Genomic DNA, 18,314 nt, shown 5'->3' on the forward strand with positions numbered 1-18,314 from the left:
GACGGGGCTGTTCGATTGTTACCGGTGTAGCGTGCGGGTGAACCCGCGGTCGGCTACTTTGCCGGCGGCATCAGCACCGAGTCGATGAGGTACACGGTCGCGTTGGCGGTCTTGACGCCACCGCAGATGACCTTGGCACCGTTGACGGTGATGTTGTCACCCGAGCCCTCGACCTTGACGGTTCCACCCTCGACGGTGGTCTGCTCACCGTCGATGTCGGACGGAGCGATCTGGCCGGGGACCACGTGGTACGTGAGGATCGAGGTCAGCATCGCGGCACCCTCGGGCGTCTTGAGGCTGTCGATCGTCGCGGCGTCGATCTTCTTGAACGCGTCGTCGACCGGGGCGAAGACGGTGAACTCGGAGCCGTTCAGCGTGTCGACGAGGTTGACGTCGGGGTTCAGCTGGCCGGAGACCGCAGCGGTGAGCGTGGTCAGCAGCGGGTTGTTGGACGCGGCGACGGCGACCGGGTCGGCCGACATGCCGGCGACGGAGCCAGCACCGTCCGGGACGGCGTCAGCGTAGGCGGCGCAGCCCGAGCCGACGAGGTCCGCTGCGGGGTCTGCAGCCATCGACTCGGTGGGAGCGGAGCTCGGCTCCATCGAGGAACCGCTGTCGGAGCTGGAGCCGCTGGAACAGGCTGCGAGGCCGAAGGTCGCGACGGCGGCGAGTGCGAGCACTGCCATGTGGTTTCGCTTGATGGTACGCATGTGATTCTCCTTTGATGAGGTTTGGACCGGTTGTCGAGTGCCTCTCAGAACCGGCCCTCGATGACACTTCGGAGCCCCCACGGGGGTGGTTTGGAAAAAGATCCGATCGCGTGTCGGATGGGGTCGCGCATTAAGAGGAGCGAAATTCTTCGGATCCGTTCCTGTGGAGGGGCACCGGGGTGTCAGCTGCTGCGGCTACGATCGACGGATGAGCTGGAGCACCGAACCCGACTGGATCCCGGACGACGCGGACGCTCCCGACGACTTCGACGCCCCACCGCCCGACGACGCGTACCTCGGCGGTGGTGTCGCGTGGGGGAGTGGAGTGGTCGGGTCCGCTCCGCCCGCAGCGGCTCCGGTGGCTGCCCGTGCGGCCGGCCAGAAGTTCGCCACGGCGCAGGAGGCACTCCACACCGTCTTCGGGTACGACGCGTTCCGCGGCGAGCAGCAGCAGATCATCGAGCAGGTCGCCGGCGGCGGCGACGCGGTCGTCCTCATGCCGACGGGTGGGGGCAAGAGCCTCTGCTACCAGATCCCCGCCCTACTCCGACCGGGCACCGGCATCGTCGTCTCCCCGCTCATCGCCCTCATGCAGGACCAGGTCGACGCGCTCCTCGCCGTCGGCGTCCGCGCCGCGTTCCTCAACTCGACGCAGGATCCCGCTGAGCGTTCGCGGGTCGAACAGGCCTACCTCGCCGGCGAGCTCGACCTCCTCTACGTCGCGCCCGAGCGCCTGAGCTCCGAGGCGACCCGGCGGTTCCTCGGCCAGGGCACCATCGCCCTGCTCGCGATCGACGAGGCGCACTGTGTGTCGCAGTGGGGGCACGACTTCCGCCCCGACTACCTCATGCTCGGCGAGCTCGCCGAACGCTGGCCCGACGTCCCGCGCATCGCGCTCACCGCGACCGCCACCGACGCGACGCACCAGGAGATCACGCAGCGGCTCCATCTCGGCGAGGCGAAGCACTTCGTCTCAAGCTTCGACCGCCCGAACATCCAGTACCGGATCGTCGGCAAGAACGAGGTCCGCAAGCAGCTCGTCGCGTTCGTGAAGGAACAGCCGGCCGGCACCGCCGGGATCGTCTACTGCCTCAGTCGCAAGACGGTGGAGCAGACGGCGCAGCTCCTGCGCGACAACGGGGTGGACGCCGTGGCGTACCACGCCGGACTCGACGCCTCCGTGCGAGCGGCTGCGCAGTCCCGCTTCCTCCGCGAGGACGGTGTCGTGGTCGTCGCGACCATCGCCTTCGGGATGGGCATCGACAAGCCCGACGTCCGGTTCGTCGCCCACGTCGACCTCCCGAAGAGCGTCGAGGGCTACTACCAGGAGACCGGCCGGGCGGGGCGCGACGGCGAGCCGTCCATCGCCTGGCTCGCCTACGGACTCCAGGACGTCGTCCAGCAGCGGCGCATGATCGCGGAATCACCGGGCGACCTCGCGCACCAGCGCAACCTCAGCGCCCACCTCGACGCGATGCTGGCCCTCTGCGAGACCGTCGACTGCCGCCGGGTCAACCTGCTGCGCTACTTCGGTCAGCCCTCCACGCCGTGCGGCAACTGCGACACCTGCCTCGAACCACCGGTCACCTGGGACGGCACCGTGCCGGCGCAGAAACTCCTCTCGACGATCGTGCGCCTGAAGCGCGAGCGCAACCAGTCCTTCGGCGCGGGGCAGATCATCGACATCCTCCGCGGCAAGCGGACCGACCGCGTCGCCCAGCAGCGGCACGACGAACTCGCGACCTTCGGCATCGGCGAGGACCTCAGCGACCAGGAGTGGCGCGGCGTGGTCCGTCAGTTGCTCGCACGCGACCTCCTGGCCACCGTCGGCGAGTACGGCACGCTCGGCCTCACCGACGGGAGCGCCGAGGTGCTCGCAGGGAACCGACCGGTGGCCATGCGTCGCGAGCCGGAACGTGCCGCCCGCTCCTCGTCGAGGTCGTCCTCGCGCTCGTCGAGCGCGAACGCCGAGCTCGAGCCGGCCGCGGCCGAGTTGTTCCAGGCCCTGCGTGCCTGGCGCGCCGGGGTGGCGAAGGAGCAGGGCGTCCCCGCCTACATCGTCTTCGGCGACGCGACGCTGCGCGAGGTCGCGACGGCGAAGCCCGACTCGCTCGGTGCGCTCGACGGCATCAGCGGCATCGGTGCGAAGAAGCTCGACGCCTACGGGCAGGCGCTCATCGAGGTCGTCGCCGCCAACGCCTGACGCCGCTCCTGGGAGCGAGCTGCGACAGCTGTGGGGGAGGACCAAGTCGATCGACGACGATGGGGCGGGCCCTTGTCCACATCCCACAGGCGCTTTCACCCATCGTTATGACAGTCCTACCATTGTGGGAGGTTTTCATGGGTGAAAGGCAGGACACAGCGATGGTCGACACAGCGATCCGGACGAGCGTCAGCGGTACCACGGCAGCGACGGTCGAGGTGGCGCCGTCCGACGCGCGGATCGACGTTCCGGCGCTCGCGCACCAGCTGCTCGGCACCTGGCCGGAGGCCCGTCTCGCATCGCGCGCACTCGCCGCCAAGCCCGAGATGCAGCGGATCGAGGGCCAGTCGATGGACGACCACCGCGACCGCGTCTTCCACCAGCTGAAGCTCCTCGTCGAGAACGGTCAGGTGCTCAAGGCCTTCCCGAAGCGCCTCGGCGGCGCCGACGACCACGGCGGCAACATCGCCGGGTTCGAGGAGCTCGTCCTCGCCGACCCGTCCCTTCAGATCAAGTCCGGTGTCCAGTGGGGCCTCTTCGGTGCGGCGATCCTGCACCTCGGCACCGAGCCGCACCACGACGCGTTCCTGCCCGGCGCGATGAACCTCGACGTCCCCGGCGCATTCGCGATGACGGAGTCCGGTCACGGCTCCGACGTCGCCTCGATCGCGACGACCGCGACGTACGACCCGGAGACCCAGGAGTTCGTCATCGACACCCCGTTCCGCGCGGCGTGGAAGGACTACCTCGGCAACGCGGCCGTGCACGGCAAGGCGGCGACCCTGTTCGCGCAGCTCATCACGAACGGCGTGAACCACGGCGTGCACTGCTTCTACGTGCCCATCCGCGACGACGAGGGCGCATTCCTTCCCGGGATCGGCGGCGAGGACGACGGCCTGAAGGGTGGGCTCAACGGCATCGACAACGGCCGGCTGCACTTCACCGGCGTCCGCGTGCCGCGCACCAACCTCCTCAACCGCTACGGCGACGTCGCCGAGGACGGCACCTACTCCTCGCCCATCACGAGCCCCGGGCGTCGCTTCTTCACCATGCTCGGCACGCTCGTCCAGGGCCGGGTGTCCCTTGACGGAGCCGCGACGTCGGCCTCCGCCCTCGCCCTGCAGATCGCGATCACCTACGGCAGTGAGCGTCGGCAGTTCAACGCGGGCAGCGACACCCAGGAGGAGGTCATCTTCGACTACCAGCGCCACCAGCGCCGGCTCCTGCCGCGCCTCGCGACGACGTACGCGCAGATCTTCGCCCACGACCGACTGCTCGTGAAGTTCGACGAGGTGTTCAGCGGCAAGGCCGACTCGGACGACGACCGTCAGGACCTCGAGACGCTCGCGGCGGCCCTCAAGCCGCTGTCGACCTGGCACGCGCTCGACACGCTCCAGGAGGCGCGCGAGGCGTGCGGTGGCAACGGCTTCCTCGCGGAGAACCGCCTCACCGGCCTGCGCGCCGACCTCGACGTCTACGCGACCTTCGAGGGCGACAACAACGTGTTGCTGCAGCTCGTCGCGAAGCGCCTCCTCACCGACTACAGCCGGAAGTTCGCGAAGGTCGACGCCGGTGCGCTCGCCCGCTACGTCGTCGAGCAGGCGACCGACCGCGCCGTGCACAGCAGTGGACTCCGGAGCCTCGCGCAGACCGTGAAGGACTTCGGGTCCACCGCACGCTCGGTGAGCCAGCTGCGCGACACGAACGTCCAGCGCGAGCTGCTGACCGAGCGCGTCGAGTCGATGATCGCCGAGGTCGCGACGAAGCTGCGCGGAGCGAACAAGCTCTCCAAGCAGGCCGCGTCCGACCTGTTCAACGCGCACCAGAACGAGCTCATCGAGGCGGCGCGCGCTCATGGCGAGCTCCTCCAGTGGGAGGCGTTCACCGAGGGTGTCGAGCAGATCCAGGACCCCGGCACCAAGCAGGTGCTGACCTGGGTGCACGACCTCTTCGGGCTCTCGCTCATCGAGAAGCACCTTGCCTGGTACCTCATCCACGGGCGCCTCTCCCCGCAGCGCGGCCAGGCCGTCAGCGCCTACGTCGACCGCCTCATCGCCCGCTTGCGTCCGCACGCCCTCGACCTCGTCGAAGCGTTCGGCTTCGCCCCCGAGCATGTGCGCGCACCCATCGTGACCGGCCAGGAGGCGCAGCGCCAGCAGGAGGCCGCCGACTACTTCGCCGAGCTCCGTGCCTCGGGCGACGCACCCGTCGACGAGAAGACGCTCACGAAGAAGTCCCGCTGACCACGCGCGGTTGACGGGAGGCAGATCGTCGTCGGCGCAAGGGTCCGGCGACGATATGCCTCACCTCGCGCCGCGCGATAGGGTGCCGACATGACGTTCAACGACAACGCCGACATCAGCGGGAACAAGGTCAAGCGACGGGGCCGCACGACCGGCATCGCCGTCGGTGGCGGCGCGGTCGGCGTCATCGTGATCGCGCTCATCTCGCAGTTCCTCGGGGTCGACGTCTCGGGCATCCTCGGCGGCGGCGGCATCGGCGGGGGCCAGCAGGAGGAGAGCCAGCTCTCCGACGAATGCCAGACCGGTGCCGACGCGAACGCGAACGTCGACTGCCGCATGGGCGGTGCCTACTCGTCGCTCGACGCCTACTGGGCCGAGGAGCTGCCCGCGCTCGGCGCCGACTACACCTCGCCGGCGGACTTCATCATCTTCGACCAGCAGACGAACACGGGTTGCGGTGCCGCCACGAGCGCCACGGGCCCGTTCTACTGCCCGCCGGACCAGACCATCTACATCGACACCAGCTTCTACGCCGAACTGCGTGACCGCTTCGGCGCCTCGGGCGGACCGCTCGCCGAGATGTACGTCGTCGCCCACGAGTGGGGGCACCACATCCAGGCGCTCACCGGCATCATGGACCGCGCCGACCGCAGCGGTACGGGTCCGGCCTCCGACTCCGTCCGCATCGAGGTCCAGGCCGACTGCTTCGCCGGCGCGTGGGTCGCCGCGGCATCGGACACCGAGGACGCGAAGGGGGTCGCCTTCCTGAAGCCCGTGACCCAGCAGGAGATCGACGACGCCCTGAGCGCTGCGGCCGCCGTCGGTGACGACCGTATCCAGGAGGCCGCGACCGGCCAAGTGAACCCCGAGGCGTGGACCCACGGTTCGGCCGAGCAGCGGCAGCGCTGGTTCATGACCGGCTACCAGTCCGGTCCGTCCGCGTGCGACACCTTCTCGGTGTCGGCCGACCAGCTCTGACCGGCGTGCCGGGTGCGGCATGCTAGATGAGACACGTGTCGTGAACACAGGAGGAAGTGGACCGTATGGGTGAGCCGTATCCCGAGATCGAGCCGTACGAGACCGGCATGCTCGACGTCGGCGACGGGCAGTCGCTGTACTGGGAGACCTCCGGCAACCCCGACGGCAAGCCCGTCGTGTTCCTCCATGGTGGCCCGGGTGGCGCGACGAGCCCGATCCACCGTCGGCTCTTCGACCCGAAGCGCTACCGCATCGTCCTCGTCGACCAGCGCGGCTGCGGCAAGAGCACCCCGCATGCGAGCGATCCGGCGGCCGACCTGTCGACGAACACCACCTGGCACCTCGTCGCCGACCTCGAGGTCCTCCGGAAGGCGCTGAAGATCAAGCGCTGGATGGTGTTCGGCGGGTCCTGGGGCTCGACGCTCGCGCTCGCGTATGCGCAGAAGCACACGAAGCGTGTCACCGAGCTCGTGCTCCGGGGCATCTTCACGCTGCGCGACGCCGAGCTCGACTGGTTCTACGAGGGTGGTGCCTCCGCGGTCTTCCCCGACCTGTGGGAGGGCTACCTCGAGCCGATCCCGGTCGGTGAGCGCCGCCACCTCATCGAGGCCTACCACCGGCGTCTGTTCGACGAGGACCCGGCCGTCCACGGGCCGGCGGCGGTCGCCTGGTCGCGGTGGGAGTCCTCGACGATCACCCTGCTCCCGCAGGAGGAGACCGTCGCCCGGTTCACCGACCCGCACTTCGCGGTGGCGTTCGCGCGCATCGAGAACCACTTCTTCACGAACAAGGGCTGGTTCGAACCCGAGCAGCTCATCCGCGATGCCGGCAAACTCGCCGGGGTCCCCGGCGTGATCGTCCAGGGCCGCTACGACATGTGCACCCCGGTCTTCACCGCGTGGGACCTGCACCGGGCCTGGCCGGAAGCGGACTTCACGATCGTCCCCGACGCGGGGCACGCCTTCGACGAGCCGGGCATCCTGTCGGCACTCATCGATGCGACGGACCGCTTCGCGAAGGACTGAGGGGCTGCTCCGGTCCCTGACGACGCCCTTCGACAGGCTCAGGGACCGGGGTCGGTTCAGGGACCGGGGTCGGTTCAGGGACCGGAGTCGGTTCAGGGACCGGGGGCGATCACTCCGTGAAGTGTGCCCGGCGGACGGCCTTGCCCACGCGCAGGGCCTCGCCGAGCGACCGGCCGACGAGACCCTCGCGGGCGAAGCCGCTCAGCAGCTCGGCTGCGAGCGCGCCGCGGTCGACCTCGGGCTCCGGACCGTCGTCGACGCCGTCGGCCGGGCCCGCGAAGCCGTCGTGGGCGAGCAGGATCGAGCCCTGGTGGCAGTGCCGAACGGCGTGGGCGACGCGCTCGTGCTCGCCGACGTCCTTGACGTCCCAGGCGGTCGCCGTCCAGAGCACCGTCTGCAGACCGGCTCGTTTGACGGCCTGCCACGTCTCGATGCTCTGTGAGCCGTAGGGCGGCCGGAACCACTCGATCGACTGGCCGCTCAACTGCTCCAGCTCCTGTTTCGCCGCGAGGGTGCGCCGGTAGGCGACCTCCTCGGAGAAGTCGGTGAGGCGTACGTGGTCGTCGCCGTGCAGGGCGAGCTCATGCCCACCTGCGACGATGCGTTCGAGGAGTTCCGGGTACTTCCGCGCGCGGCCGACGAGGACGAAGAACGTGGCGGTCGCGCCGGCCTCGGCGAGGGCGTCGAGGACCCCTGGCGTGCCGTCGGGGCTCGGACCGTCGCCGTAGGTCATGACGACCGTGCGCTCCTCGGTGGCGACACCGACGATCGAACCGTGGACGGGGAGTGAACCGGTGAGGCGTGCGAGCAGCGCCTGCCGAGCCTTCGTCATGTGTCCACCGCCCTGTGAGTCGATCCGTCCAACAGTACCTCGCTGTCGTGGCGAACGGGAGCGCGGCCGCGGCGGCGGGGCGGACCGCGGGAGCTCGGGTGTCAGGCCTGGACGAGCGTCGTGTCGAGCTCGCGCTGCTCCTCGAGCTGGGCGAGTGCACGGCGGAGTGCCGTGCTCGAGGTGCTCATCGTGTACGGGAAGTAGACGACCTCGACGCCGACCTTGGCGAACTCCGCCTCGAGCCGGAGGCCCTCGGCGGTCCCGCGCCAGTCGTCGCCCTTGAAGAAGATGTCGAACCGGAGCGCTTCCCACGCCTGGAGCTTGTCCTCCCAAGTCTCCTCGACGGCCTCGTCGACGAAGCCGATGTGGCGGACGATCTCGAGACGCTCAGTCAGTGGGACGATGGGCTCGATGCGCTTGCGGGTGCGCAGCAGTTCGTCTGAGACGACCCCGGCGATGAGGTAGTCGCACGCGCTCTTGGCGTGACGGAGGATGTTCAGGTGCCCGACGTGGAAGAGGTCGAAGGCGCCTGCTGCGTAGCCGACGCGTCCGACTGCACTGCGATCCGTCATGGTCTGCCCCCTGGCATGCTCGTGGTGGTGTGCGCACGGGGCCGTCGGGATCGACTCCGGCATTCGGCACATCCATCGGGCCTCTTGCGAGCCTATGAGGGTCATCAGCGCTTGCCGAGTCCACTTTCGAGTGGCACCCGGACGGGGCGCAGGGGCGATCCCCGCGCAGCTCTGCCGAGTGTCAGGAGGAGAAGACGGCGCTCTTCACCGGGCGCCCCTGCACGAGCGCATCGGCGAGGGACCGACCGACCCAGCCGCGCGCCCGGAACTCGGTGAGCAGGGTCGCGATGAGCGCCCCACGGTCGACCTCGGGCTCGGCCCCGTCGTCGACACCGTCGGCCGGGCCGGCGAAGGCGTCGTGCGCCAGCAGGATCGTGCCGGGGCGGCAGTCGGACAGGGCGTGGGCGACGCGCTTCTCGGAGGCCACCGCACGTGCGTCCCAGGTGGTCGCCGACCAGAGGACGGATTCGAGACCGGCCCGACGGATGGCGCGCCAGGTCGCGAGATGTTGCGCGCCGTACGGCGGCCGGAACCATCGGATGGGCGTGCCGGCGAGGTCCTCGAGCTCGTGCTTCGCGTCGACGGTGCGACGGGTGACCTCCTCGGCGGTGAACGCCGTGAGACGACGGTGGTCGACACCGTGCAACGCGATCTCGTGCCCCTCCGCGGTGATCCGCGGGATGAGCTCCGGGTGACGGCGAGCGCTGCTCAGCAGGACGAAGAACGTGGCGGTCGCCCCGGCGTCGGCGAGGGATCGGAGGACGCCGTCCGTGCCGACCGGATGCGGACCGTCGTCGTAGGTCAACACGACGGTCGGGGTGGCCGTCTCGACCTCGATGATCGAGCCCAGGACCGGCAGTGACCGCTTCACGCGATCCTTGAGTCGTGCTCCGAGACTGCTCATGACCGCTCGTCCCGCGCATACTCCCGGAAGACCACGCCGAAGGCGCCGACGAACATGCCGCCGCCCTTCCGGATGGCTCGCGCGCCACGCGCCCGGTGATGGAGCGAGCCGGTGAGCGTTCCGAACACGGAACGTGCCACACCGACCGCGGCCCGAGCGGCACCGCCGACCGCCGCGACGACGCGGATCCGTGTCCGGTCACGACGTCCTGCCGCGAAGTACCGCTCCACCGTGATCCTGGTGTTGCCATGGCTCCACGCGCGCTGCAACGCCCAGCGCTTCGTCGCGCGGTCCCGTTCGACGAAGTCGTGGGTGACGGACTCGTTGCACCAGACGATCCGCCCACCCCGCCGGACGAGGTGTTTGCTGAAGAGCGTGTCCTCACCACCGCCCAGTTCGAGCTTCGACTCGAACCGCACGCCGAGTGCCCGCACCTGATCGAGGTCCAGGAGCAGGTTGCCCGCCGCGGCCTCGCCGATGACGGTGCCCGTCGTGCGCTGCACGCGGTCGAAGAACCCACCCGCGACGACCCACGGGTCGGTGCCCTCCGGCAGGTGCGACTGCACGCGGCCCATGACCGCCGCAGCGCCCGTCTCCCGCCACGTCTCGACGATCGGGAGCAGCCAGTGCTCGCCCGGTTCCTCGTCGTCGTCGATGAAGACGAGGAGCTCCGCCTGGTCCGCCTCCGAGAGCGCGCGGTTCCGTGCCGCCGCGATGCCCGGTGTGGGTTCCACCACGTAGCGGACGCCGGGCGTCGAACCGGCGACCTCCCGGGCGCTCGCCGCGGGGTCGTTGTCGATCACGAGGACCTCGGTGCTCACGACGGACTCGTCGGCGTCGCGGAGCCACCGGGTCTGCTCCAGCACCTTCGGCAGGCTCGCGGCGAGGGTCGCCGGGCGTCGGAAGGTGAGGATGCCGACGACGAGGCGGACCTCGGCCGTGCGGGCGTCGGGCCTGCCGGCGGACGACTCGGTCATCGCGCGGCCCTGACCGTGGGCGCCGGAGTTCCGCGTCGCGCGGCGATCGCTCGTCGGTAGGCCTCGACGTGTCGTGCGGCTCCGAGGTCCCAATCGCGGTCGATGAACGTCACCGGGCCGCGAGCCGAGGCGCGGACGTGCTCCATCGCCGAGAGCAGTGCCTCGGCGTCGAGCTCACCGGAGAACCGATGCACCCAGCCGGGCCCGACCTCGGCTTCGAGGAGTCGGTTCACGGCGTTGTCCGGCACGAGCACCGGGCGGTCCAGTGACAGGGCGGCGAGGGTGCTGCCGGAGTTGTGCATGAATCGGTACGGGAGGACCACGAGCTCCGACGAGGTCGCGATGTCCACGAGTTCGTCGTCACCGAGGAAGTGGAGGTCGAGGAGGACGTCGTCTCCCTCGCCCGCGAGCGCGGTCAGGGTGTCGGCGAGTTCGGTGGTCGACGGTTTGCCGCCGACGCGGAGCGAGAGTCCTCGGGTCGTGGCCGCCGCGGATCGGAACGCCTCGATGAGGGTCTCGACACCCTTGTAGCGGCGGATGAGGCCGAAGTAGCCGAACCGACCGTCCTGCTGTGCCGCGCGCGGGTGACGGGCGAACCATTCACGGTAGTGGCCGTGGGGGATCAGGAGGGACGGTTGGTTCTCGGGCAGGGTCGTCGTCTCGTTGAGCGTGATCCGGAAGTCCGTGCGTCGGTCGATGAAGCGGAGCAGCGCGACCTCGACCCGCGAGATGCCCTGCGGGAGTTCGACGTTGTGTACCGTCCTGACGATCGGGGTCCGGGTGATCGCGAGCCGGATGACGAGCAGCACGGTGAGGCACTGACGGAGAAACTGCTTCAGCGGGGTGTGTCCCGACACGAGGATCTCGGGCCAGTGGATGTGGAACGCGTCGTACCGCCCGAGGAGCGCGCCCCTCCAGCTGAAGTTCTGAACCGAGACCCCGGGGACCGCGCGGAGGTGGTCGGCAAGCATCACGAGATAGGGGTTCGTCGTCGGGCGTGGCACGGGGAACTGCTGCAGGACGGTCAGGTGTCCGCTCATGAACCCTCCAGGGGTCGGTGCTCGGGTGCATCGGTCGCGCTCGGCGTTCGTCGGAGCCTTCCGGCATCCGAGGGTCCGCTGCGAGATCGGGGAGGCGTCGGGTGGTGTGAGCCATTGTGACATGAGCGGCAGCCGAGGTCGCGAGCCGGACGAGGCTGCGCACGGAGCCGAGGCAGTACACTCGGGGCATCGAGCGCCGGGTGGCCGTCGTCGAGGAGAGGTACGGGCGTGAGCGAGCCGGCAGCAGAGCAGCAGATCCCCACGTCGAGCACGCCCGACCCGAGGCGCCGACGCCGGGCGGTCGTCATCTCGGTGCTCGCAGCGGTCGTCGTCGCGGTGGTGGCCGTGGTCGTGGTGTTCGCGGTGAACGCCAACCGTGTCGGCACCGGCGACGTCGTGAATCCGCCGGCCATCACGGGCACCCCTACGCCGAGTCCGATCATCACCGACCCGGCCGAAGCACTTCCCGAGCGCGACCCGGTCGCCGGCGACGCACCGGTCGAGATCGTCAGCGGCGTGACCGTCAGCCTGGGCGCGCTCGAGGCCGTCGACGGTGAGGCGAACGCACCCGGTGAGACCGCGGGACCGGCGGTCCGGTTCACGGTCACGATCGTGAACGACAGTGATGCGAGCATCGACCTCAGCACCGTCGTGGTCACCGCGTACTCCGGAGCCGACCGCGTGCCCGCGGAGCCCCTCACCGAACCCGGTGCTGTGCCCTTCGAGTCGGAGGTCGCGGCGGGGGACACCGCCACCGCGACGTTCGTGTACACGGTGCCCGTCGAGCAGCGGGACGACGTCACGATCATCGTCGACTACCAGGCCGGCGTCCCCGCCGCCGTGTTCCAGGTCACCGCTCCCCGCTGACCCGATCCGGATCCACGCTGACCCCCGCAGGATCCCCGGGAAATCGGACCTGTTTTGGGGGTGACGCCCCTGATGCCCCCCGCGTTATGGTTCACGAGCGAGGCACCCCTGCACCTGGCCGGCGATCGTGGATCCGAAACACGATCGCATCCCTCGGCCCGTCCGCGGAGCCCTGTCGCGCCCCGAGCCCGCCTCCAGCGAAACCCGAGAACCCGTGTCCAGATTTCTGCGATCCCAGGATCGACCGAGCGCGCACGCGCCGAGCCGCAACGACGCCCGCGGCGTCCCGTCCAAGCTGAAGAAGCCCCTGGCACTCGGCGTGATCGGTGCGGTGTTCGCCGCGCTCCTCACGTTCACCGCCACGGCGGCTCCGGCGGTGGCCGACACGGTCCCCCAGGGCGCAGGCGAGGCGTCGACCGTCTCGGCGGACGCGCTTCCCACGGTGCAGATCAACAAAACCGTGTGGTCGCAGGTCGTCGTCGGGAACACCGTCTACGCGGGTGGAACCTTCACCAAGGCCCGTCCGGCCGGCAACGCGGCCGGCGTCGGCGAGGTCGACCGCACCTACCTGCTCGCCTACGACCTCACCACCGGCGTGCTCATCAACTCCTTCGCTCCGGTCCTCAACGCCGAGGTCAAGGCCGTGACGGCCTCGCCGGACGGTAAGACCCTCTACGTCGTCGGTAGTTTCACGAAGGTCAACGGGCAGGACCGCTCGCGCATCGCCGCGTTCGACACGGCGACGGGCGCCCTCAAGTCCTTCGCTCCGATCCTCAACTACATCGGCTACAGCGTCGCGGCCACGAACAGCACCGTGTACGTGGGTGGAGGCTTCACCAACGCGGCCGGCCAGACCCGCAAGGGAGCGGCTGCGTTCACCAACGCCGGTGCTCTCCTGCCCTGGGCTCCCGTCACCGAGGGTGGCGTCGTCCGCGCCCTCGCGATCGCGCCCGACCAGTCCAAGGTGATCCTCGGTGGCGCCTTCACGACACTCAACGGCAGCAGCAATCCCGGTTACGGCCTCGGCGCCGTGGACGCGACCGCCGGCGCGCTCCTCCCGTGGAATGTCAACGGCCTCATCCGCAACGGTGGCGCGAACGCCGCGATCTACTCGCTCACGAGCGACGCGAACAACGTCTACGGGACCGGCTACGTCTTCGGTTCGGGCGGCAACCTCGAGGGTGCCTTCAACGCCGGCTGGGCGAACGGCGACATGAACTGGGTCGAGGACTGCCACGGCGACTCCTACTCGGTCGCCTCTCACGGCGACGCCGTCTACATCGCCGGCCACCCGCACTACTGCGGGAACATCGGCGGTTTCCCGCAGACGCAGCCGTGGACCTTCCAGAACGCACTGGCGTTCTCGAAGACCACCACCGGCACGGCCACGGCAGACCCGTACGGCTACTACAACTACGCCGGTCAGCCGACGCCGAGCATCCTGAGCTGGTTCCCGGACTTCACCCCGGGTACCGCGACCAACCAGAACCAGGGTCCGTGGAGCGTCGCCGCGAGCACGAACTACGTCGTCTACGGCGGAGAGTTCCTCGCCGTCAACAACAAGTCGCAGCAGGGACTGGTCCGGTTCGCGACGAAGGCGGTCGCACCGAACCTCGAGGGTCCGAAGCTCAAGGGGAGCGCCTTCCCCATCACCGCGATCTCCCTCGCCAGCGGCACCGTGCGCGTCTCCTGGAAGACGAACAACGACCGCGACAACGAACTCCTGAAGTACGAGCTGATCCGCAACAACCAGACGGCCACGCCGATCATGACGAAGTCCGTCCGCTCGACCTTCTGGAAGGTCAGCAACCTCATGTACACCGACAGCGGCCTCGCACCGGGGACGACCGTCAACTACCGCGTCAAGGTGACCGACCCGCTCGGCAACTCGACGATGAGCGACAACGTCCCGGTGACCGTGTCCGCCGACGGCTCGACGTCCGCGTACGCGCAGGCGGTCCTCGCGTCCGGTCCCACGTCGTTCTGGCCGCTCGGCGAAGCCAGCGGCACCGCCGGCTACGACTGGGCCACGGGCGACGACCTGACGCTCACGAACAACACGACGCGTGGGACGGCAGGCGCGATCATCGGCTCGAACACGACCGCGACGACGTTCGCCGGCACGAGCGACAGCGCCGCCTCGACGACGACGGCGCAGAAGGCGCCGAACACCTTCACCGCTGAGACGTGGATCAAGACCACCACCGACCGCGGCGGCAAGATCCTCGGGTTCGGTGGGAACTCCACCGGGACCTCCGGCAACTACGACCGCATGATCTTCATGAACAACGACGGGCGCCTGATGTTCGGCGTCTACCCGGGCTCCGTCCGGACCGTGCAGTCCTCGAAGGCCTACAACGACGGCGAGTGGCACCACGTCGTCGCAACGCTCGGTGCGAACGGCATGCAGCTGTTCGTGGACGGCAAGAAGCTCGACAGCCGCACGGACACGACGAGCGGCCAGGACTTCACCGGCTACTGGCGGGTCGGCGGCGACAACCTCGGTGGTTGGCCGGGCTCGCGCTCGAGCGACTACTTCGCCGGCGCCATCGACGACACCGCGATCTACCCGACGGTCCTCGACCGCGACACAATCGTGAACCACTACGTGGCCTCCGGCCGGACCTCGCCGGTCCCGGCCGCTCCCACCGACGCATACGGTGCCGCGGTGTTCAACCTCGACCCCACGTCCTACTGGCGCTTCGATGAGACGACCGGCACCACGGCGAAGGACTCCGGCCGGAACGACGGCCCGGCGACCTACTACGGTGCCGTCGCGAAGGACCAGAACGGTGCGCTCGCCGGCGTCGCCGGGAACCGCTCCGCACAGTTCGGTCCCGATGGTTCGGGTGTCGCCAGCGACACCGCTTACTCCAACCCGACGAGCTACGCGCTCGAGGCGTGGTTCAACACCACGACCACCAACGGCGGGAAGATCATCGGTTTCGGCGCCAACCAGCAGGGCGGATCGGGCGGCTACGACCGACACGTCTACATGGAGAACGGCGGTCAGTTGACCTTCGGGACCTGGACGGGCCAGACCAACACGATCACGACGCCCGCCGCGTTCAACGACGGCGCCTGGCACCACGTGGTGGCCGAGCAGTCCTCGGCGGGCATGAAGCTCTACGTCGACGGTGTCCTCCAGGGCACCAACCCGCAGACGAGCGCCCAGGACTACACCGGGTATTGGCGTGTGGGCTCCGACACGACGTGGGGCGGGACCGCCGGCACGTTCAGCGGACGCATCGACGAGGTGGCCGTCTACGCACAGCCGCTCACGTCGGCGCAGGTCACCCAGCACCACGACCTCGGCCTGGGCATCCTGCCGAACGTCGCTCCGACCGCCGGTTTCGCCGTCACGAACACCGACCTCACCGCGCACTTCGACGCTTCGAGCTCGGTCGACACCGATGGGACCATCGCGACCTACGCCTGGGACTTCGGCGACGGCACCACCGGCACCGGGGTGACGGCCGACCACGCCTACGCGGCAGCCGGAACCTACACGGTGACCCTCACCGTGACCGACAACCGCGGCGGCACGGGGACACTGCAGCACCCGGCGACCGTCGTCGCACCGAACGTCGCCCCCACGGCGTCGTTCACCGCAGCGGTCAACGCGCTGGGCGTCCAGTTCGACGCCAGCGCCTCCGTCGACACGGACGGCACGATCGCCTCGTACGCCTGGGACTTCGGCGACGGCACGACCGGGACCGGCGTCAACCCGGGCCACACGTACGCCGCCGCCGGCTCGTTCACCGTGCACCTGACGGTGACCGACGACAAGGGGCTCCTCGGAGAGACGAGCCAGGCGGTCGTCACGACCGTCCCCGTGAACCAGCCGCCGGTGGCCGCGTTCACGCCGACCGCGACGGGCCTCACGGTCACGGTCGACGGCTCGGCGTCGAGCGACCCGGACGGCACCATCGCCTCGTACGCCTGGAACTTCGGTGACGGCGCGACCGGCACCGGTGCGACGGCCGCTCACGCCTACGCCGCCGGCGGGACGTACACGCTCGCGCTGACGGTCACCGACAACGGTGGGGCCAGCACGACGACCTCGCAGTCCGTAACCGTCGTCGCTCCGCCCGCGGCGACCGTGCTGGCGAAGGACACCTTCGCCCGCTCGGTCACCGGCGGATGGGGTTCCGCCGATGTGGGAGGGGCCTGGACCCTCGATGCGGCGTCCAACTACTCCGTCGCAGGTGGCAGCGGTCTCATCTCGACCGCGGTCGGCCTGACCCGGACCGCCAAGCTGACCACGGTCGGCGCCACGGACACCGAGACGCAGGTCCGCCTGTCCTTCGACAAGAGCTCCACCGGTGGCGGAAACTACGCCTCGGTCATGGGCCGCGTCGTCGGAGCCGACAACTACGCCGCGCGGATCTGGATCCGGAACAACCAGGGCGTGCAGCTGCAGCTGATGAACGGCAACACGATCCTCAAGGCGGTGAACATCGACGGCTTGACCTACCTGCCCGGCACCCAGCTGCAGGTCCGCTTCCAGGCCGTCGGGACCTCGCCGACCGAGCTCAAGGCGAAGGTCTGGGCGATCGGATCCACGGAGCCCGCGGCCTGGCAGCTCACGGCCACGGACAGCACCGCATCGCTGCAGGCGGCCGGCTCGGTGAGCCTCCGCTCGTACATCTCGGGGACCGCCACCGGCGGCACCGTCGTGACGCGCTTCGGCAACCTGATCGCGCAGCCCTCCGGCTCGGTCACGGCCCCGCCGGCGAACGTGCCGCCCACCGCGGCGTTCACGCAGGCGGCGACGTTCCTGACCGCCTCCTTCGACGCTTCGACGTCGACCGACTCGGACGGCTCCATCGCGTCCTTCGTCTGGGACTTCGGAGACGGCGCCTCGGGGACGGGTGTCACCACGAGCCACGCCTACGCGGCCGCCGGTGCTTACCCGGTGAAGCTCACCGTGACCGACAACGCGGGAGCCTCCGCTACCAAGACCAGCACGGTCACGGTGCAGGCGCCGCCGCCGAACGTCGCACCGACCGCCGCCTTCACGACGAGCGTGACCGGCCTCGCCCTGACGACCGACGGGTCGGGATCCACCGACACCGACGGCACCGTCACCGCGTACGCCTGGGACTTCGGAGACGGGGCCACCGCCACCGGAGCGACCGCGAGCCACACGTACGCGGCCGACGGCACCTTCACGGTGACGCTGACCGTGACCGACAACGCCGGTGCCACCGCGGTGACCCAGAAGCAGGTCACCGTGGCCGGAACGGTCGTCGTGCCCCCGGTCACCCCGGCCACCGCGCAGGACGCCTTCGAGCGTCCGGCCGGTGCCGGGTGGGGGACGGCCGAGGCGGGTGGCGCCTGGACACCGGCGAACAACCCGTCCGCGTTCAGCCTCGCCGACGGCAAGGCCGTGATCACGACCCCGGCCGGCCAGACCCGGGCCACCACGCTCAACGGCGTGAGCCAGACGAGTTCCGACAGCAGCGTCAAGGTCTCGTTCGATCAGGGACCGACCGGCGGCGGCAACTACGTCTCCGTGATCGGCCGTCAGGTCGGTTCGGCGAACTACGCGGCGCGCGTCTGGATCCGCTCGAACAGCGGGGTGCAGCTGCAGCTCCTGCAGGGCGGGACCACGCTGTCCGCGGTCAACATCGCCGACCTCGTGTACGTCCCCGGCCAGCAGCTGCAGGTCCGCCTGCAGGTGTTCGGCACCTCGCCCACCACGGTGCGGGCGAAGGTCTGGGCGGCCGGCACGACCGAACCGACGAACTGGCAGCTGACGAGCGTCGACTCGACGGCCGCGCTGCAGGCGGCCGGCACGGTCGGACTGAACCAGTACATCTCGGGCACCGCGACCAACGGCCCGATCATCGCCCGGTTCGACGAGTACCTCGTCAAGCCGACGGTCTAGTCCACCGCGGATGAACGGCCGGTCGCCATTCGGGATGACCGGCCGTTCGTTCGTGCGGGGAGGCGTCCAG

General features: G+C 69.7%; 12 protein-coding genes. 6 read left to right on the forward strand and 6 right to left on the reverse strand.

Features of this window, described 5'->3' with window-relative positions; all coding sequences use genetic code 11:
• Positions 1 to 53: 53 nt before the first annotated feature.
• Positions 54 to 710, reverse strand: a complete 657-nt coding sequence (locus IFU30_RS05470) for a fasciclin domain-containing protein (protein ID WP_192004570.1) — start codon at positions 708 to 710, stop codon at positions 54 to 56.
• 208 nt (positions 711 to 918) lie between these two features.
• Here IFU30_RS05470 and recQ point away from each other — a divergent pair, with 208 nt between their 5' ends.
• The 4 genes from recQ to pip all read left to right on the forward strand — a co-directional run bounded on the left by recQ (position 919) and on the right by pip (position 7,159).
• Positions 919 to 2,913 carry a DNA helicase RecQ gene (gene recQ, locus IFU30_RS05475; protein ID WP_192004571.1) on the forward strand — a complete coding sequence of 665 codons (1,995 nt, stop codon included), beginning with the start codon at positions 919 to 921 and terminating at the stop codon, positions 2,911 to 2,913.
• A gap of 161 nt (positions 2,914 to 3,074) precedes the next feature.
• A complete protein-coding gene (locus tag IFU30_RS05480; protein ID WP_192004572.1) occupies positions 3,075 to 5,156 on the forward strand; it encodes an acyl-CoA dehydrogenase family protein in 2,082 nt (693 codons plus the stop codon).
• Between the two features lie 90 nt (positions 5,157 to 5,246).
• Positions 5,247 to 6,134, forward strand: coding sequence for a KPN_02809 family neutral zinc metallopeptidase (ypfJ, locus tag IFU30_RS05485; RefSeq protein WP_079705113.1), 888 nt, complete (start codon positions 5,247 to 5,249; stop codon positions 6,132 to 6,134).
• A gap of 65 nt (positions 6,135 to 6,199) precedes the next feature.
• Positions 6,200 to 7,159: a prolyl aminopeptidase gene (pip, locus tag IFU30_RS05490; RefSeq protein WP_079705114.1), complete on the forward strand. Its 960-nt coding sequence runs from the start codon at positions 6,200 to 6,202 to the stop codon at positions 7,157 to 7,159.
• A 109-nt stretch (positions 7,160 to 7,268) separates the two neighbouring features.
• Here pip and IFU30_RS05495 read toward each other — a convergent pair whose 3' ends face one another.
• From IFU30_RS05495 to IFU30_RS05515, 5 genes are all read right to left on the reverse strand, one after another.
• Positions 7,269 to 7,991, reverse strand: coding sequence for a polysaccharide deacetylase family protein (locus tag IFU30_RS05495; protein ID WP_192004573.1), 723 nt, complete (start codon positions 7,989 to 7,991; stop codon positions 7,269 to 7,271).
• A gap of 101 nt (positions 7,992 to 8,092) precedes the next feature.
• A complete protein-coding gene (locus tag IFU30_RS05500; RefSeq protein ID WP_079706219.1) occupies positions 8,093 to 8,563 on the reverse strand; it encodes an adenylyltransferase/cytidyltransferase family protein in 471 nt (156 codons plus the stop codon).
• Between the two features lie 181 nt (positions 8,564 to 8,744).
• Positions 8,745 to 9,467 (reverse strand): polysaccharide deacetylase family protein, encoded by a 723-nt coding sequence (locus IFU30_RS05505; RefSeq protein WP_192004574.1) that lies wholly within the window; start codon positions 9,465 to 9,467, stop codon positions 8,745 to 8,747.
• Complete coding sequence (locus IFU30_RS05510) at positions 9,464 to 10,444, reverse strand: glycosyltransferase family 2 protein (RefSeq protein ID WP_192004575.1); 981 nt, start codon at positions 10,442 to 10,444, stop codon at positions 9,464 to 9,466. Before IFU30_RS05510 ends, IFU30_RS05505 begins: the two co-directional genes overlap by 4 nt.
• Positions 10,441 to 11,484 (reverse strand): glycosyl transferase, encoded by a 1,044-nt coding sequence (locus IFU30_RS05515; protein ID WP_192004576.1) that lies wholly within the window; start codon positions 11,482 to 11,484, stop codon positions 10,441 to 10,443. Before IFU30_RS05515 ends, IFU30_RS05510 begins: the two co-directional genes overlap by 4 nt.
• Before the next feature lie 228 nt (positions 11,485 to 11,712).
• On the opposite strand from IFU30_RS05515, the gene IFU30_RS05520 reads away from it, so the two are divergent.
• Positions 11,713 to 12,351: a hypothetical protein gene (locus IFU30_RS05520; RefSeq protein WP_079705119.1), complete on the forward strand. Its 639-nt coding sequence runs from the start codon at positions 11,713 to 11,715 to the stop codon at positions 12,349 to 12,351.
• A 214-nt stretch (positions 12,352 to 12,565) separates the two neighbouring features.
• Positions 12,566 to 18,244, forward strand: a complete 5,679-nt coding sequence (locus IFU30_RS05525) for a PKD domain-containing protein (RefSeq protein ID WP_192004577.1) — start codon at positions 12,566 to 12,568, stop codon at positions 18,242 to 18,244.
• Positions 18,245 to 18,314 lie beyond the last annotated feature (70 nt).

It is taken from the genome of Plantibacter sp. CFBP 8798, from assembly GCF_014841195.1.
Classification (GTDB): Bacteria; Actinomycetota; Actinomycetes; order Actinomycetales; family Microbacteriaceae; genus Plantibacter; species Plantibacter auratus.